The organism is Halomonas marinisediminis (assembly GCF_004347715.1).
Lineage (GTDB): Bacteria > Pseudomonadota > Gammaproteobacteria > Pseudomonadales > Halomonadaceae > Halomonas > Halomonas icarae.
This window is the reverse complement of record NZ_SLTR01000006.1, coordinates 44,377-59,218: the sequence shown is the minus strand read 5'-3', so window position 1 is coordinate 59,218 and position 14,842 is coordinate 44,377. Positions and strand designations below refer to the sequence as shown.

The 14,842-nt window shown below is 65.0% G+C and carries 15 protein-coding genes and 1 other RNA gene; 10 read left to right on the top strand and 6 right to left on the bottom strand.

Going from position 1 to position 14,842, the window contains the following annotated elements; all coding sequences use genetic code 11:
• Positions 1-129: 129 nt before the first annotated feature.
• Positions 130-510: a transfer-messenger RNA gene (ssrA, locus tag E0702_RS06340) on the bottom strand.
• Between the two features lie 40 nt (positions 511-550).
• Positions 551-1,042 (bottom strand): SsrA-binding protein SmpB, encoded by a 492-nt coding sequence (smpB, locus tag E0702_RS06335; protein ID WP_132042141.1) that lies wholly within the window; start codon positions 1,040-1,042, stop codon positions 551-553.
• A gap of 126 nt (positions 1,043-1,168) precedes the next feature.
• Between smpB and E0702_RS06330 the strand changes: the two genes are divergently transcribed.
• A complete protein-coding gene (locus tag E0702_RS06330; RefSeq protein ID WP_132042140.1) occupies positions 1,169-1,603 on the top strand; it encodes a type II toxin-antitoxin system RatA family toxin in 435 nt (144 codons plus the stop codon).
• 3 nt (positions 1,604-1,606) lie between these two features.
• Complete coding sequence (locus E0702_RS06325; protein WP_132042139.1) at positions 1,607-1,903, top strand: RnfH family protein; 297 nt, start codon at positions 1,607-1,609, stop codon at positions 1,901-1,903.
• A gap of 53 nt (positions 1,904-1,956) precedes the next feature.
• On the opposite strand, the gene E0702_RS06320 is transcribed toward E0702_RS06325, so the two are convergent.
• The gene (locus E0702_RS06320) at positions 1,957-2,382 is read right to left on the bottom strand and encodes an outer membrane protein assembly factor BamE (protein WP_132042138.1); all 426 of its coding nucleotides are present in this window, start codon (positions 2,380-2,382) and stop codon (positions 1,957-1,959) included.
• Positions 2,383-2,454: 72 nt separating this feature from the next.
• On the opposite strand from E0702_RS06320, the gene fur reads away from it, so the two are divergent.
• Positions 2,455-2,901, top strand: a complete 447-nt coding sequence (fur, locus tag E0702_RS06315; protein ID WP_132042137.1) for a ferric iron uptake transcriptional regulator — start codon at positions 2,455-2,457, stop codon at positions 2,899-2,901.
• Positions 2,902-3,055: 154 nt separating this feature from the next.
• Here the strand turns inward: fur and recN are convergent, their stop codons facing one another.
• Positions 3,056-4,729, bottom strand: a complete 1,674-nt coding sequence (gene recN, locus E0702_RS06310) for a DNA repair protein RecN (protein WP_132042136.1) — start codon at positions 4,727-4,729, stop codon at positions 3,056-3,058.
• 273 nt (positions 4,730-5,002) lie between these two features.
• On the opposite strand from recN, the gene grpE reads away from it, so the two are divergent.
• The 3 genes from grpE (at position 5,003) to dnaJ (ending at position 8,945) form a co-directional block, all read left to right on the top strand.
• Positions 5,003-5,632: a nucleotide exchange factor GrpE gene (grpE, locus tag E0702_RS06305; RefSeq protein WP_132042135.1), complete on the top strand. Its 630-nt coding sequence runs from the start codon at positions 5,003-5,005 to the stop codon at positions 5,630-5,632.
• A 125-nt stretch (positions 5,633-5,757) separates the two neighbouring features.
• Positions 5,758-7,689, top strand: a complete 1,932-nt coding sequence (dnaK, locus tag E0702_RS06300; RefSeq protein WP_132042134.1) for a molecular chaperone DnaK — start codon at positions 5,758-5,760, stop codon at positions 7,687-7,689.
• A gap of 104 nt (positions 7,690-7,793) precedes the next feature.
• A complete protein-coding gene (gene dnaJ / locus E0702_RS06295) occupies positions 7,794-8,945 on the top strand; it encodes a molecular chaperone DnaJ (protein WP_132042133.1) in 1,152 nt (383 codons plus the stop codon).
• A 93-nt stretch (positions 8,946-9,038) separates the two neighbouring features.
• Here the strand turns inward: dnaJ and E0702_RS06290 are convergent, their stop codons facing one another.
• Positions 9,039-9,968: an HNH endonuclease gene (locus E0702_RS06290; RefSeq protein WP_161424098.1), complete on the bottom strand. Its 930-nt coding sequence runs from the start codon at positions 9,966-9,968 to the stop codon at positions 9,039-9,041.
• A gap of 80 nt (positions 9,969-10,048) precedes the next feature.
• Complete coding sequence (gene corA, locus E0702_RS06285) at positions 10,049-11,014, bottom strand: magnesium/cobalt transporter CorA (protein ID WP_132042131.1); 966 nt, start codon at positions 11,012-11,014, stop codon at positions 10,049-10,051.
• Between the two features lie 179 nt (positions 11,015-11,193).
• Between corA and E0702_RS06280 the strand changes: the two genes are divergently transcribed.
• The 4 genes from E0702_RS06280 (at position 11,194) to carA (ending at position 14,802) form a co-directional block, all read left to right on the top strand.
• Positions 11,194-11,472, top strand: a complete 279-nt coding sequence (locus tag E0702_RS06280; RefSeq protein WP_132042130.1) for a DUF2218 domain-containing protein — start codon at positions 11,194-11,196, stop codon at positions 11,470-11,472.
• Positions 11,469-12,383 carry a DMT family transporter gene (locus E0702_RS06275; RefSeq protein WP_240721685.1) on the top strand — a complete coding sequence of 305 codons (915 nt, stop codon included), beginning with the start codon at positions 11,469-11,471 and terminating at the stop codon, positions 12,381-12,383. The genes E0702_RS06280 and E0702_RS06275 overlap by 4 nt, the downstream gene beginning before the upstream one ends.
• A gap of 57 nt (positions 12,384-12,440) precedes the next feature.
• Positions 12,441-13,247 (top strand): 4-hydroxy-tetrahydrodipicolinate reductase, encoded by an 807-nt coding sequence (gene dapB / locus E0702_RS06270; RefSeq protein WP_132042129.1) that lies wholly within the window; start codon positions 12,441-12,443, stop codon positions 13,245-13,247.
• A 406-nt stretch (positions 13,248-13,653) separates the two neighbouring features.
• Positions 13,654-14,802: a glutamine-hydrolyzing carbamoyl-phosphate synthase small subunit gene (gene carA, locus E0702_RS06265; protein WP_132042128.1), complete on the top strand. Its 1,149-nt coding sequence runs from the start codon at positions 13,654-13,656 to the stop codon at positions 14,800-14,802.
• The last annotated feature ends 40 nt before the right edge of the window (positions 14,803-14,842 follow it).

The following is a 14,842-nucleotide window of genomic DNA, read 5'->3' as shown; positions in this document are numbered from 1 at the left end:
CCCATATGTACCCCCAGCATTGGGGGTATGTCAAAGCATGACTTGGGAACTCCTGAAACAAGAAAGGGGCCCTAGGGCCCCTGTTCATGCGGTTTCTGGCGTTTCTTGGTAACTCCTGAAACCTGTGGTTGGTGGAGGCGGCGGGAATTGAACCCGCGTCCGCCAGCACTCGCCCATTGGCTCTACATGCTTAGATTCCGTCATTTGATTTAACGCTACTGGCTCCGACGGTCAGGATCCAGCCACGCGATTCCTCTAAAGTTTAGCGACCAGCAAGAGGACACTACCGATCGCGATCCCATCATTCTTGGCTCGTATCCCCTCCGTGATGAATGGGCACATCACTTCGGGGCCGGACTAGAAGCTAGCGGCTATTAAGCTGCCAGCGCGCCCTGAGCGTAGTTGTCGTCGTTTGCGACTATTTAGTCGTGATGTTGGATTTACGAGATACATCACGCTCTCGGCATGCACCGCAGGGGTTGTCACCGGCGTCGAAACCATGTCGCCCCCTTAACGTCCATCCTAACAGGATGTTGCTTGATATGACAGGTCAGCCACGGTTTTGTTCCCGCATGATGCGTCCCTTCTGGCGCTGCCAGTCGCGATCCTTCTCGGTGGCACGCTTGTCGTGCAGCTTCTTGCCGGTCACCAGCGCCAGCTCGCACTTCACCCGGTTGCCCTTCCAGTAGAGCTTGAGTGGCACACAGGTGTGCCCCTTGTCCTGGGTGCGCGAGAAGATCCTGGCGATCTCCTTCTTGTGCAGCAGCAGCTTGCGAGTGCGCGTGGGGTCGGCCACCTCGTGGGTGCTCGCGGTGTTGAGCGGCAGGATATGGCTGCCCAGCAGCCAGGCCTCGCCGTTCTTGACCAGGATATAGGTATCGGTGAGCTGGGCCTTGCCCGCCCGCAGACTCTTGACCTCCCAGCCCGCCAGCACCAGGCCGGCCTCGAAGCTCTCCTCGATGTGGTATTCGAAGCGCGCCTTCTTGTTCAAGGCGATGACGTTGCTGCCGGGGCCCTTGCCCTTGCCTTTCTTGTTGGCCATGAAACCTCGTATCGTGTCTTGTCCGTGGCGGCTTCCTCCGAGATGTGGGGAAGCGTGGTACCATTCAAGGCCTGAAATGACGGCCCATGATACGCCCTGGGCACCGTGAAGTCAGCGAGGAGCGCAATGCCAACGGTTAACCGAACCGCCATGGTGCGGCATACCCCCCAGGAAATGTTCGATCTGGTCAATGACTTTGAGCGCTACCCGGAGTTCCTGCCGGGCTGCCGCCGCGCCCGCCTGGTGGAGCGTGACGAGTCACACCTGATCGGCGAGATGACGCTGGGTCGGGCCGGCATCGAGCAGAGCATCATGACCCGCAACGACCTGATCGAACCCGAGCGCATCGAGATGTCGCTGGTCAGCGGCCCCTTCAAGCGCCTGCGCGGCCGCTGGCTGTTCACCCCCATGGGCGAGAACACCTGCAAGGTGAGCCTGGAGATGGAGTTCGAGTTTGCCAATCGCCTGCTCGGCATGGCCTTCGGCAAGCTCTTCCAGCAGGTGGCGGGGCAGCTGGTCGACTCCTTCACGCGCCGTGCCAACGACCTTTACGGGCGCTAAGGCATGGCCGAGATCGATGTCGAGGTCGCCTTCGCCCTCCCGGAGAAGCAGCGCATCATCGCTCTGCGGGTGCCACTCGGCACCACGGCAAGCGAAGTCGTGGCACTGGCCAACCTGCCGTCACACTTTCCCGAACTGCCCGCCGAGGCCTTCAGTGCTCCCGACCTGGGGCTGTTCGGCAAGCGCCTTCGCGAGCCCGAATCCCATCGGTTACGCGCCGGTGACCGGGTCGAGGTCTATCGTGCACTGATCATCGACCCCAAGGCCGCCCGCCAGGCCCGCGCCAACACCAGACGCTGACGCCCCGCCGGGCGGATACTCGGCGAGGCGTCGCTTGGCCAGGCTGGCTGCTATCAGCGCTGGTCGGCGGGAACGGCGTTGGGCGTCGCCAGTGGCGTGCCGGTGCCGGCGTCCGGCGATGGACCACCCTCGTCCTGGCGCATCTCGATCGCGCCGTCGAGATCCCCTTCACGCTGGATATCCACCAGGCGGTTGCCATCGAAGGTCAAGGTGACGCGACGGCGCTCGGTGCCCTCGTAGGCCTTGTCCAGGTAGAAGAGGTAGTCCCACTGGCTGGCATCGAAGGGTGCCTCCAGCAGAGGGCTGCCCATCACATAGATGACGTCGTCACGCGTCATGCCGGTGCGCAGCTGTCCCACCATCTCGGCGGTCACCAGGTTGCCCTGGGGAATGTCGCGCTTGTAGACCCCGAAGTAGCTGCAGCCGCTAGCCAGCAGCAGGGCGATGGTAAGGGTGACGATTTTGGTCAACTTTTGCATTTGCGCCTGTTCTTCACTATCGTGGTTTCGGTCGATCATACCCGACCCTACCCGTTACTGCGAAGAGCTACCATGGCCGACCAGAACCATGAATTACGCAAGGCCGGTCTCAAGGTGACCCTGCCGCGCGTCAAGATTCTGCAGATCCTGGAAAACGCCCAGGGCGAGCATCACCTGAGCGCCGAGGATGTCTACAAGACTCTGTTGGATGCCGGTGAAGACGTTGGCCTCGCCACCGTCTATCGTGTGCTGACCCAATTCGAGGCGGCGGGCCTGGTGGTCCGTCACAACTTCGATGGGGGGCACGCCGTGTTCGAGATCTCTCAGGAGGAGCACCATGATCATATGGTGTGCCTCGAGAGCGGCGAGATCGTTGAGTTCTTCGACGAGGTGATCGAGCGCCGCCAGCAGGAGATCGCCGAGGAGCATGGCTACGAGCTTGTCGATCACGACCTGGTGCTCTATGTCCGTCCGCGTGGCTCCAATGCGACCCGCCTGGATGGTCCGCCGCGCAAGTAGTCGTGCTCGTATGCCGGCGACGCCAGCCTGAGGCAGCGCCAGTCTGAAACAGCGCCAACCACAAACACCACGGCCCCGATCAGTGATCGGGGCCGTGGTGTTTGTGGGCCTATTATCCTCGGCCGGTACTCACTGTTCGGCGGTCAGGCAGCGATCAATGGTGGGGGTGCTGGCTGGCATCGAGCATCTCCCGGGCATGAGCCAGGGTGCGGTCGGAGAGGTTGACCCCGCCCAGCATGCGCGCCAGCTCGCCGACCCGACCGGCCTCATCGAGCAGTGCCATGCGGGTCAGGGTGGTGTCGCCCTCGGCCTGCTTCTCGATATGCAGATGGCGGTGGGCCTGAGCCGCCACCTGGGGCAGGTGGGTCACCGTCATCACCTGCCCCTGCTCGCCGAGCCGGCGCAGCAGCTGGCCGACGATCTCGGCGGTGGCGCCGGAGATACCCACATCCACTTCGTCGAACACCAGGCTGGGGATGGTGGAGTGGCGTGCCGCCACCACCTGGATCGCCAGGCTGATGCGCGACAGCTCGCCCCCCGAGGCGACCTTGGCCAGTGGCCGTGCCGGCTGGCCGGGGTTGGCGGCAATCAGGAAGCGCACGCTGTCCAGCCCCTCGGCGGCGGGCGTCTCACGCTCGCTCACCTCGACCTCGAAGCATGCCTTGCCCATGGCCAGGAAGGTGAGCTGCTCCTGCACGGCCTCGCCGAAACGTGCGGCCGCCTGGCGGCGCGCCTCGCCTACCTCCCGGGCCAGGCGCTTCCACTCCTCGCGCAGGGCCTCGACCTCGGCGGAGAGGCTGTCCAGGTCCTGATCACCCTCCTCGAGGGTCGCCAGTTCGGTCCGCAGGTCCTGATGCAGCGCTAGCAGCTCCTCGGGCATCACATGGTGCTTGCGCGCCAGGCGGTGCACGGCCCCCAGGCGCTCATCCACCCAGGCCAGGCGCTCGGGGTCGAGCTCGGTATCCGCGGCGAGGTGGGTCAGCTCGCGGGCCGCCTCCTCGACCTGGATGCGCGCCTCCCCGAGCATGGCCAGCGTCTCCGCCAGGCGGCCGCGGTCGCAGCCAGGCAGCGTTTCGAGCCGAGTAATCGCCTGGGTGAGGCAGCTGATGGCACCACCCTCGTCATTGTCGCAGCACTCGCTGGCGAACTGTGCCTCGCGCAGGCGCTCCTCGGCGTGGGCCAGCTCCTCCTGCTCCTCCTCCAGGGCCTTCAGTTCGCCCTCGGCGAGGCCCAGCTGGTCGAGCTCCTCGACCTGGTAGCGCACCAGCTGGCGGCGGGCGCTCAGCTCGTCGCCATCCTCGGCCAGGCGCTTGAGCCGTCGCCGAGCGGCCTGCCAGGCGCGAAAGCGCTCGGCCATGCTGGCGACGGTATCGCGATGTCCGGCGAAGTCGTCGAGCAGGCGCAGATGGGTCTCCTCGCGCAACAGCTGCTGATGGGCATGCTGCCCATGCACCTCGATCAGGTGCTCACCCAGGCCGCGCAGATCGGCGATCGTCACCGGCTGGCCGTTGATCCATGCCTTGGAGCGACCGTTGGCGCTGATCACTCGCCGCAGCAGGCAGTCGTCGCCGGGCAGCTCCCGGGCGGCCAGCCAGTCGCGGGCCTGGGGCAGGTCGGTGATATCGAAGCGGGCGGAGAGGTCGGCGCGCTCCCGGCCGTGGCGTACGCTGGCGGCATCGGCGCGTTCGCCCAGGCAGAGGCCGAGGGCCCCGAGCAGGATCGATTTACCGGCGCCGGTCTCGCCGGTGATGGCGGTCATGCCGCCGGCGAGCTCCAGTTCGAGATGGTCGACGATGGCGAAGTCGCGAATGGCAAGTTCCGTCAGCATGGTGTCTCCCCGGGCGGGCCTGTCTGCTGTCTACTGTTCATGCATACAAGATTTGAGTTTTTATACAGTAGTTCAGGGCTCCCGACAATGCACGGTCGGTTGTTGAAACCTGGTTGTAAAACGAGTCGAAGCGCGAGTCGAAACGTGATGCCTTGAGTTCCGACGAGGCGTCCCCATATAGCGGGCATAACCGTTTCACGTAGCCACACATGCAGCATCGGCGCCCTCGCGACGCCGTTTTCGCACCCAAGACAAGCGCTTCAGGAGAGACCCATGGCCCAAGACCCCCAGACCCCGCTGGACGAGGAGCTCAAGCGCCACGAGGAGGAGGCAGAGCCCCAGGCCCAGCCCGAGCTCGTGGAAGGCGAGCTGGAGGACGCGGCTGAGGCCGTTGATCAGGCCGACCAGGCGGCAGTGGAGAGTGACAACCCCGAGGCCGAGGTACTGGCGGCCCGCGTCGAGGAGCTCGAGCAGAGCGTGGCGGAGGCCAAGGACCAGGCGCTGCGCGCCGCCGCCGAGGCCCAGAATGTACGCCGCCGCGCCGAGCAGGACGCCGAGAAGGCGCGCAAGTTCGCCCTGGAGAAGTTCGTCAAGGAGCTGCTGCCGGTGGTCGACAGCCTCGAGAAAGCGCTGGAGGCCATGGCCGACGGAGCGAGCGAGAGCCATCGCGAAGGTGTCTCCATGACCCTCAAGCTGCAGCTCGATGTGCTCGGCAAGTTCGGCGTCGAGGTGGTGGACCCCGCCGGTGAGCCCTTCGACCCGCAGTACCACGAGGCCATGGCCATGGTGCCCAACCCCGAGCTCGACCCCAACAGCGTGATGGAGGTGGTCCAGAAGGGCTATCTGCTCAACGGTCGCCTGGTGCGTCCGGCCATGGTGGTGGTCAGCCAGGCTGCCGGCTGAGCGGCAACAAATCCGGGTCGCAGGGCTTGAAAAGTTCTCCACGGCCCCCAGATAGAAAGCAACTCCGCGGCGCAGGCCGCTGAATACCACTCCTGAATACATCATACGACTTTCGAGGATTTCCTATGGGACGCATCATTGGAATTGACCTTGGCACCACCAACTCCTGTGTCGCCGTGCTCGACGGTGACAGCGCCAAGGTGATCGAGAACGCCGAGGGTACCCGCACCACACCTTCCGTCATCGCCTACACCGACGACGGCGAGACGCTGGTGGGCCAGTCGGCCAAGCGCCAGGCGGTCACCAACCCCGAGAACACCCTGTATGCCATCAAGCGCCTGATCGGTCGTCGCTACAAGGACGACGTGGTCCAGAAGGACATCAAGATGGTGCCCTACAAGATCGCCGAGGCCGACAATGGCGACGCCTGGGTCGAGGTGAAGGGCAAGAAGCTGGCACCGCCCCAGGTCAGCGCCGAAGTGCTGAAGAAGATGAAGAAGACCGCGGAAGATTACCTGGGTGAGGAAGTCACCGAGGCGGTCATCACCGTGCCGGCCTACTTCAACGACAGCCAGCGCCAGGCCACCAAGGACGCGGGTCGCATCGCCGGGCTCGAGGTCAAGCGCATCATCAACGAGCCGACCGCAGCGGCGCTGGCCTACGGCATGGACAAGTCGCGTGGCGACAAGACCATCGCGGTCTACGATCTGGGCGGCGGCACCTTCGATATCTCCATCATCGAGGTGGCGGATGTCGACGGCGAGACCCAGTTCGAGGTGCTGGCCACCAACGGTGACACCTTCCTGGGTGGTGAGGACTTCGATCTGGCGCTGATCAACTACCTGGTCGACCAGTTCAAGAGCGACAGCGGCATCGACCTGTCCGGCGACACCCTGGCCATGCAGCGCCTCAAGGAAGCCGCCGAGAAGGCCAAGATCGAGCTCTCCAGCGCCCAGCAGACCGACGTCAACCTGCCGTACATCACGGCCGACAACACCGGTCCCAAGCACCTCAACGTCAAGGTGACCCGTGCCAAGCTCGAGTCGCTGGTCGAGGACCTGGTCAAGCGCTCTCTCGAGCCCTGCAAGACCGCGCTCAAGGATGCCGGCCTATCCGCCTCCGAGATCGATGACGTCATCCTGGTCGGTGGTCAGACCCGCATGCCCATGGTCCAGCAGTCGGTTGCCGACTTCTTCGGCAAGGAGGCCCGCAAGGACGTCAACCCGGACGAGGCCGTGGCCGTGGGTGCTGCCATCCAGGGCGGCGTGCTGGGCGGCGACGTCAAGGATGTGCTGCTGCTCGACGTCACGCCGCTGACCCTGGGCATCGAGACCCTGGGTGGCGTGATGACGCCGCTGATCGAGAAGAACACCACCATCCCGACCAAGAAGACCCAGACCTTCTCGACCGCGGATGACAACCAGACCGCCGTGACCATCCACGTGCTGCAGGGTGAGCGCAAGCAGGCGGGCGGCAACAAGTCACTGGGTCGCTTCGACCTGGCCGACATTCCGCCGGCACCGCGCGGCGTGCCGCAGATCGAGGTCGCCTTCGACCTGGACGCCAACGGCATCCTCAACGTGTCCGCCAAGGACAAGGCTACCGGTAAGGAGCAGTCGATCGTCATCAAGGCCTCCAGCGGTCTCTCCGACGACGAGATCGAGCAGATGGTCCGGGACGCCGAGGCCCACGCCGACGAGGACAAGAAGTTCGAGGAGCTGGTTCAGCTGCGCAACCAGGCCGATGGCATGGTCCACGCCGCACGCAAGACCGTGGAAGAAGCCGGTGAGCACGCCACCGACGAGGAGAAGGAAGCCATCGAAAGCGCCGCCAAGGAGCTGGAAGAGGCTATCAAGGGTGACGACAAGGACGACATCCAGGCCAAGCTCGACAAGCTGACCGAGGCCTCCGGCAACCTGGCGCAGAAGATGTACGCCGCCCAGGCCGAAGCCGGCCAGCAGGAAGGTGCCGAGGCGGGCGACGCCGGTGCCAAGCCGGAAGATGACGTGGTCGACGCCGAGTACGAAGAAGTCAACGACGACCAGAAGAAGCAGTAAACCACGCATCTGAACGACGCATCTAAGCCATGGATGACACCAGCGCGGGGGCCTGACTCCCGCGCTGGTGTTTCCGAGGGACCGCGACGGAGGCGGACAGACCCATGTCCAAACGCGACTATTACGAGGTGCTGGGCGTAGAGCGCGGTGCCGATACCAAAGAGATCAAAAAGGCCTACCGCCGGCTCGCCCAGAAATTCCATCCCGACCGCAATCCGGATGATGACAGCGCGGCGGAGAAGTTTCGCGAGGTCTCCGAGGCCTACGAGGTACTCAGCGACGGCGAGAAGCGTGCCGCCTATGACCAGTTCGGTCATGCCGGCGTGGACGGCCAGGGCGGTGGCTTCGGCGGAGGCGGCTTCGGTGGCGCCGGGGCCGGTGGCTTCAGCGATATCTTCGGCGACGTGTTCGGCGATATCTTCGGCGGCGGCGGTGGCCGGCGTCACCCCAACGCCCCGGCCCGCGGCAGCGACCTGCGCTACAACCTCGAGCTCGACCTCGAGGATGCCGTGTCCGGCACCAGCGTGGATATCCGTGTGCCGCGCCATATCGAGTGTGAGCGCTGTGACGGCGAGGGTGCCGAGCCGGGCTCCAGCAAGGAGACCTGCCCGACCTGTTCCGGCCACGGCCAGGTGCGCATGCAGCAGGGCTTCTTCGCCGTGCAGCAGACCTGCCCGACCTGTCATGGCTCCGGCCAGCACATCAAGGTGCCGTGCCACAAGTGTCATGGCGAGGGACGTGTGCGTGAGACCCGCACCCTGTCGGTGAAGATTCCCGCCGGCGTGGATACCGGCGACCGCATTCGTCTCAACGGCGAAGGCGAATCGGGCGTCAATGGCGGCCCGCCCGGCGATCTCTACGTGCAGGTGGCGATCAAGCCGCACCCGATCTTCCAGCGCGACGGCCGCAACCTGCAGTGCGAGGTGCCGATCAACTTCGTCGATGCGGCGCTGGGTGGCGAGCTCGAGGTGCCCACCCTGGCGGGGCGGGTCAAGCTGAAGATCCCGGCCGAGACCCAGACCGGCAAGCTCTTCCGCCTGCGCGGCAAGGGCGTCAAGCCGGTGCGCGGTGGCGCACCTGGCGACCTGATCTGCAAGGTGGTGATCGAGACGCCGGTGAAGCTCAACGAAGAACAGAAGGAGCTGCTGCGTCAGTTCCAAGACAGCCTGGGGGGTTCCAGCAGTGCCCACCACTCGCCCAAGAAGAGCGGTTTCTTCGACGGCGTGAAGAAGTTCTTCGAAGATATGAAACCGTAACGGTTTCTTCCTGGCAAGCGCCTGGCAGGGCCCCGTCATCGAGAGGTGACGGGGCCCTGCTGCATTTCAAGCCATGACTCATCAAGGCATGACTCAGCGCCGCAGGTGATCCAGGCGCCAGGCCAGGGCCTCGGGGGCGGGCCGCCAGCGTTCATCCCTGGGCAGCACCAGCGGCTGGCGATCGAGGCGGCACAGCCAGTCGTTGTCCGCTACCAGATGATCCACCGCGGGGCTGACATGCCAGTGGTGATCCGGCCCCGGCGCGATCAGGTGGTTATCCATGGCCCAGTGCAGGTTGGGAGTCAGCGCCAGGCCGTTGCTCGGCCTGTCGTCCTGGGTAACGCTGAAGGGAATCAGGTGGGCCGCCTCGACCAGGTAGCGATAGTCGGGAGTGATATAGCGCAGCCGGCTGGCCGCACAGCGATAGTCGTAGGCTTCCAGTACCAGCGATCGAAAGGCGGCTGAGCGGGCGGGGACCGGGGCGGCCTCCTTGATCCCGTCGGCGAGTCGTTCCGGGTGCCGCTGGTAGTCGCCACTGGCCAGTTCGGTGTCGAGGTGGCTCATCAGGCGCTCAAGCGTCGCCTTGTCATCGCCAAGGTAGCGATGGGCCAGCAAGGAGCAGGCCTCGCGGGCGAGGTCGCTCTTCTGCAGGGCGGCGAACAGCTCGTCATCGAGCCGGGCGGAGCTGAAGCGCTCGAGCAGCTGATTCATCGACCTTGGCTGGCCCAGCTGGTCGGCCACGGGGGCCAGGCTATCAGCGTAATCGGGTGACCAGATTGGGCCCGCAGGCCCCCGGTCATTGCGAAGATGCCACAGCGGTAGCCAGGGGTTGGCCCTGTGGCGCTCACCGCTGACCAGTTCGTAAAGATCGTGATAGCGGGACAGAAGCCGAGGGTTGATCTGTACCCGGTGGGTGGTGATATGACCGCATTGAATCTCGCAGATCACCGCCAGCAGCAGGCAGGGCTTGTTGTAGGGGCTACCCGTGCGGAGATGATTGAGACAGGTCAGGCGTTCATCCATGTGCCCACTCCATGGGTTCTTCTCCATCGGTTTCACTACAGTTGATAAGCTATTACGTTAGGACATCCGCACAGACAGCGCTACAGCCACCCGGCGCGGCGGAAGCGTCGATAGAGGCCGCCGCAGGCGCCGCCCATGACCAGCAGGGCCAGGGGGTAGCCGATCCGCCAGTCGAGCTCGGGCATATGGGTGAAGTTCATCCCCCAGATGCCGGCGAAGATGGTGGCCACGGCGAAGATCGCCGCCCAGGCGGCGAGCCGCTTGTTCACCTCGCCCTCGTCGATGGCCACCAACGAGAGGTTCACCTGGATGGCGGTGATGATCATCTCGCGGATGGTGTCCACCGCCGACTCGATGCGGTGCAGGTGGTCGTAGACGTCGCGGAAGTATTCCCGGGTCTCGAGACAGAGTGCCGGTACTCGCCCGCCGAACAGATGACTGACCGCTTCGCCCAGCGGCATGGCGGCGTGCTTCAGCTGCATGGCCTGTCGCTTGAGCTGGTAGAGCCGCTCCAGGCTGGTGCGAGCCGACCCTTGAACGAAGATTTCGTCCTCGATGCTCTCCAGTTCCGCCTCCAGCGCCTGCACCACCGGGAAGTAGTGATCGACCACCGCATCCAGCAGTGCGTAGAGCACGAAGGCTGGGCCCTGGCTCAGCAGCGCGGGGTCGCTTTCGCAACGTTTGCGCACCTCGGCGAAGCCCTGGCCCGGATGCAGTCGCACCGATAGCACGTAGCCAGGGCCGGCAAATACCGCCACCTGGCCGGACTGCAGTTCGCCGTCGACCATGGCGACCATGTGCATGATCATGAACAGTGCCGAGTCATACTCCTCGAGCTTGGGGCGCTGGTCACCCTTCAGGGTGTCCTCCACGGCCAGCTCATGAAGGCCGAACGCCTCCTGGTAGTGTGCCATCTCCTGTGCGCTGGGGTCGTGCAGGGCCACCCAGACAAATCGGTCGGGCTGCCCCAGGTAGTCGCCGATCTGGTCGGGCTGGATATCGTGCAGGCGATGGCCCTTGTCGTAGACCACGCAGTTGATGAGCATTGGCTAACCCTCCCGGTCATGACTGGTGTCCTGGATAGCCCTAGTGTGCCAGGAAGTCGCCCGATGTGACTCCCGTTGGCGCCGGTAGCGTGGTGGGCAGCGTAGGCGGGGAGGGGGTGGCGTTCCACGAGGCGGCATCATAGTCTGAAGCCTCGACATTTCTGCAGAGGATAAGCGTTATGCCTATTTCACGCGCCGAGTTGCACGCCGAGGATGCGGCGGCCCTGATCGATCAGCTCTGCAAGCGCTGGGCCGGTGCCAAGGAGATAGATCGTGCCAGTGATCCGGTGCAGGTGATCTTCGAGGAGGGCAGTTGCTACCTGCAGGCCCAGCCGGACAAGCTGCTGGTGGTGGTGGAGGCCCTGGATGATGAGAGCCACGACGAACTCGAGCGCCAGGTGGACAATGCCCTGGATGAGCTCCGGGGCGTCGAGCTGGATATCGTCTGGGAGGCGTGAGCCAGAACGTCACCCTCCGTGGCGCCCATCTCGGCATGCTGGTGTGGGCCATTCTGGTAGGGCTCTCCTTTCCCGTGGTGGGGCTGATGAGCGAGCTGCCGCCGCTGCTGCTTACCGCCCTGCGCTTCGCCATCGCCTGCGCCGGCCTCTATCCGCTGGCCAGGCGTTCGGCGAACTTCGTGCCGCGTAGGCAAAGCCTGTTGCTCTATGCGCTGATGGGGGCATGCCTGGCCGGCTTCTTCGCAGCCATGTTCTGGGCCGCCCATCACGCCACGGCACTCTCCATGGCGACCCTGTATGTCACGGTACCGCTGCTGGCCTTTCTGTTGGGGCGAGGGTTGCGAGTGGAGGCCCAGGGCTGGCGGCTGCCGGCGATCCTCGCCCTGGGGGCCGTCGGTGCCCTGGGGCTGGCTGTTGCCGAGGGGTGGCAACAGGGCGGCGAGCTGAGTTTCGGCCTCGGCGAGGCGGTGTTCTTCGCGGGCTGCCTCTCCTCGGCGCTCTATCCGGTGCTTAGCCGCTGGGGGCTGGCCACCGGGCGTTTGCCGGAGTCGGCGGCGGTACGCACCTTCTGGAGCCTGGGGCTGGGGGGCGTGCTGGTCGGCGCGCTGGGACTCGCCACCGAGCCACTGGAGCATCTGGCGAACATGACCGCCCTGGATCTGGCGCTGCTGGTCTATCTGGGACTCTGCTCCAGCGCCCTGACCTTCTGGCTGATGCAGCGAGCCACCGCGGCGCTGACCCCGGGAGTGGTCACCGCTTACGGCTATCTGGTGCCCTTCGTCTCCATGCTGCTGCTATTCATACGCTCGCCGCAGCAGATCGGCTGGGTGTGGCTGCCCGGCAGCCTCACGGTCCTGCTGGCCATGGTGCTGCTGATGCGGCATGAGCGGCCCTCGCCACGGCTGGGATAGCCTTCGCTCTGATATACTCCGGTCATTCGCCAACCTACCGCTTACGCAGGAGTTCCTATGACCCGTATCGCCATCGTCGGTGTCGCCGGCCGCATGGGCCGCACCCTGGTCAAAGCCGTTCAGCAGGATGATGGCGCCACCCTGGCGGGGGGCATCGTCGAACCGGGCAGTACGCTGGCGGGAGCCGATATCGGCGAGCTGGCGGGAGTCGGCAGGCTGGGCGTGGCCGCCGTGGAGTCGCTGGAGGCCATCGTCGACGACTTCGATGTGCTGATCGACTTCACCGCCCCCCGGGTCACGCTGGCCAACCTGGCGTTCTGTGCCGAGCATGGCAAGCGCATGGTGATCGGGACCACCGGGCTTGCCGATGAGGAGCTGGCCACGCTGGAGGGCTACAGCGAGCGGCTGCCCTTCGTCTTCGCGCCCAATATGAGCGTCGGGGTCAATCTGACCCTCAAGCTCCTGGAAACCGCGGCCAAGGCGCTGGGCGACGAGGGCTATGATATCGAGGTGATCGAGGCGCACCATCGCCACAAGGTGGATGCGCCCTCCGGCACGGCGCTCAAGATGGGCGAGGTAATGGCCGATGCCCTGGAGCGCCCGCTCAAGGAGTACGGTGTGTATGAGCGTGTCGGTCAGTGTGGCCCGCGCAGCGACAAGGAGATCGGCTTCGCCACCGTGCGCGCCGGGGATATCGTCGGTGAGCATACGGTGATGTTCGCCACCGAGGGTGAGCGCATCGAGATCACTCACAAGGCCTCCAGTCGCATGACCTTTGCCAAGGGCGCGGTGCGCGCGGCACGCTGGGTCGCCGGTCAGGGCAACGGCCGCTATGCGATGCAGGATGTGCTCGGTCTGGAGTGACTCGGTCTGGGCTGACTCGGTCAGGGTGACCGGGTCAGTTGCTACCGGCTCCATGGGTGCAGGGCGAACGCAGATGGCAGCCCGCTCAAGGCTATTCCGGCGACAGGCCCCGGAGCGCCGGACCGTCGAGGGGGTGCTAATCGGTAGCTGCGATAACCCTGACCATGGTGGCGGGGGTAGTCGCCGGGCAGCGATTCCTGTAATATCCCTAAAATTTTGGCCGGGCGCATGGGTGAGAGCCCCTTCACAGCGCTTGTTGCTTCGGCCCCCAGAGTTCTGAGCACATCAGTTCCGAGCGAATGACAACAAGCGGGATGAAACCGGTCCATATCAGGTTTCATCCCGTTTTTTTGCGACTGGCGTACGGCGGCGCTGAGAATCCCTTGACGAGCAGGAGGACGTTACCTTGAACAGACCCGCGATACTGGCCCTGGAAGACGGCAGTGTGTTTCATGGCACGGCGATTGGCGCCGATGGACAGACCAGCGGTGAGGTGGTGTTCAATACGGCCATGACCGGCTATCAGGAGATTCTTACCGATCCCTCTTATGCTCGCCAGATCGTCACCCTGACCTACCCCCATATCGGCAATACCGGCGTCAATGCCGAGGACGTGGAGTCCAGCGGCATCGCCGCCGCCGGCCTGGTGATTCGCGACCTGCCGCTGCTGGCCAGCAACTTCCGCTGCGAGCAGACCCTCTCCGACTATCTCAAGAGCCAGAATGTGCTGGGCATCGCCGAGATCGACACCCGTCGCCTGACCCGCCTGCTGCGTGACAAGGGTGCCCAGAACGGCGCGATTCTGGCCGGTACCGAGGCCGAGGGTGAGGATGCCGTCGAGCGTGCACTGGCCGCCGCCCGTGACTTCCCGGGCCTTGCGGGCATGGATCTGGCCAAGGTGGTCTCCTGCAAGGCGCCCTACGAGTGGACCGAGGGCGAGTGGACCCTGGGCCAGGGCTACAGCGACGCCAGCCAGTGCGAGCGCCCCTTCCATGTGGTGGCCTACGACTTCGGCGTGAAGTACAACATCCTGCGCATGCTGGCCTCCCGCGGCTGCCGTCTCAGCGTGGTGCCGGCCCAGACTCCGGCCGCCGAGGTGCTGGCGATGAACCCGGACGGGATCTTCCTCTCCAACGGTCCCGGTGACCCCGAGCCCTGCGACTATGCCATCACGGCGATCCAGGAGCTCCTCGAGAACGGGATTCCGCTGTTTGGCATCTGCCTGGGGCATCAGCTGCTGGCGCTGGCCAGCGGTGCCAGCACCATGAAGATGAACCACGGCCACCACGGCGCCAACCATCCGGTGCAGGATCTCGATAGCGGCCGCGTGATGATCACCAGCCAGAACCACGGCTTCGCCGCCGACGAGGCCCAGCTGCCGGCCAATCTGCGTGCCACCCACCGTTCGCTGTTCGACGGCACCCTGCAGGGGGTCGAGCGTACCGACTGCCCGGCCTTCAGCTTCCAGGGCCATCCCGAGGCGAGCCCGGGCCCGTGCGACGTGGCGCCGCTGTTCGACCGTTTCGTCGAGATGATGCGGGCTCGCCGGGCCTGAGTCCGCACTTAGAGCCAGATTAGAGCCAGAGACACGTCAC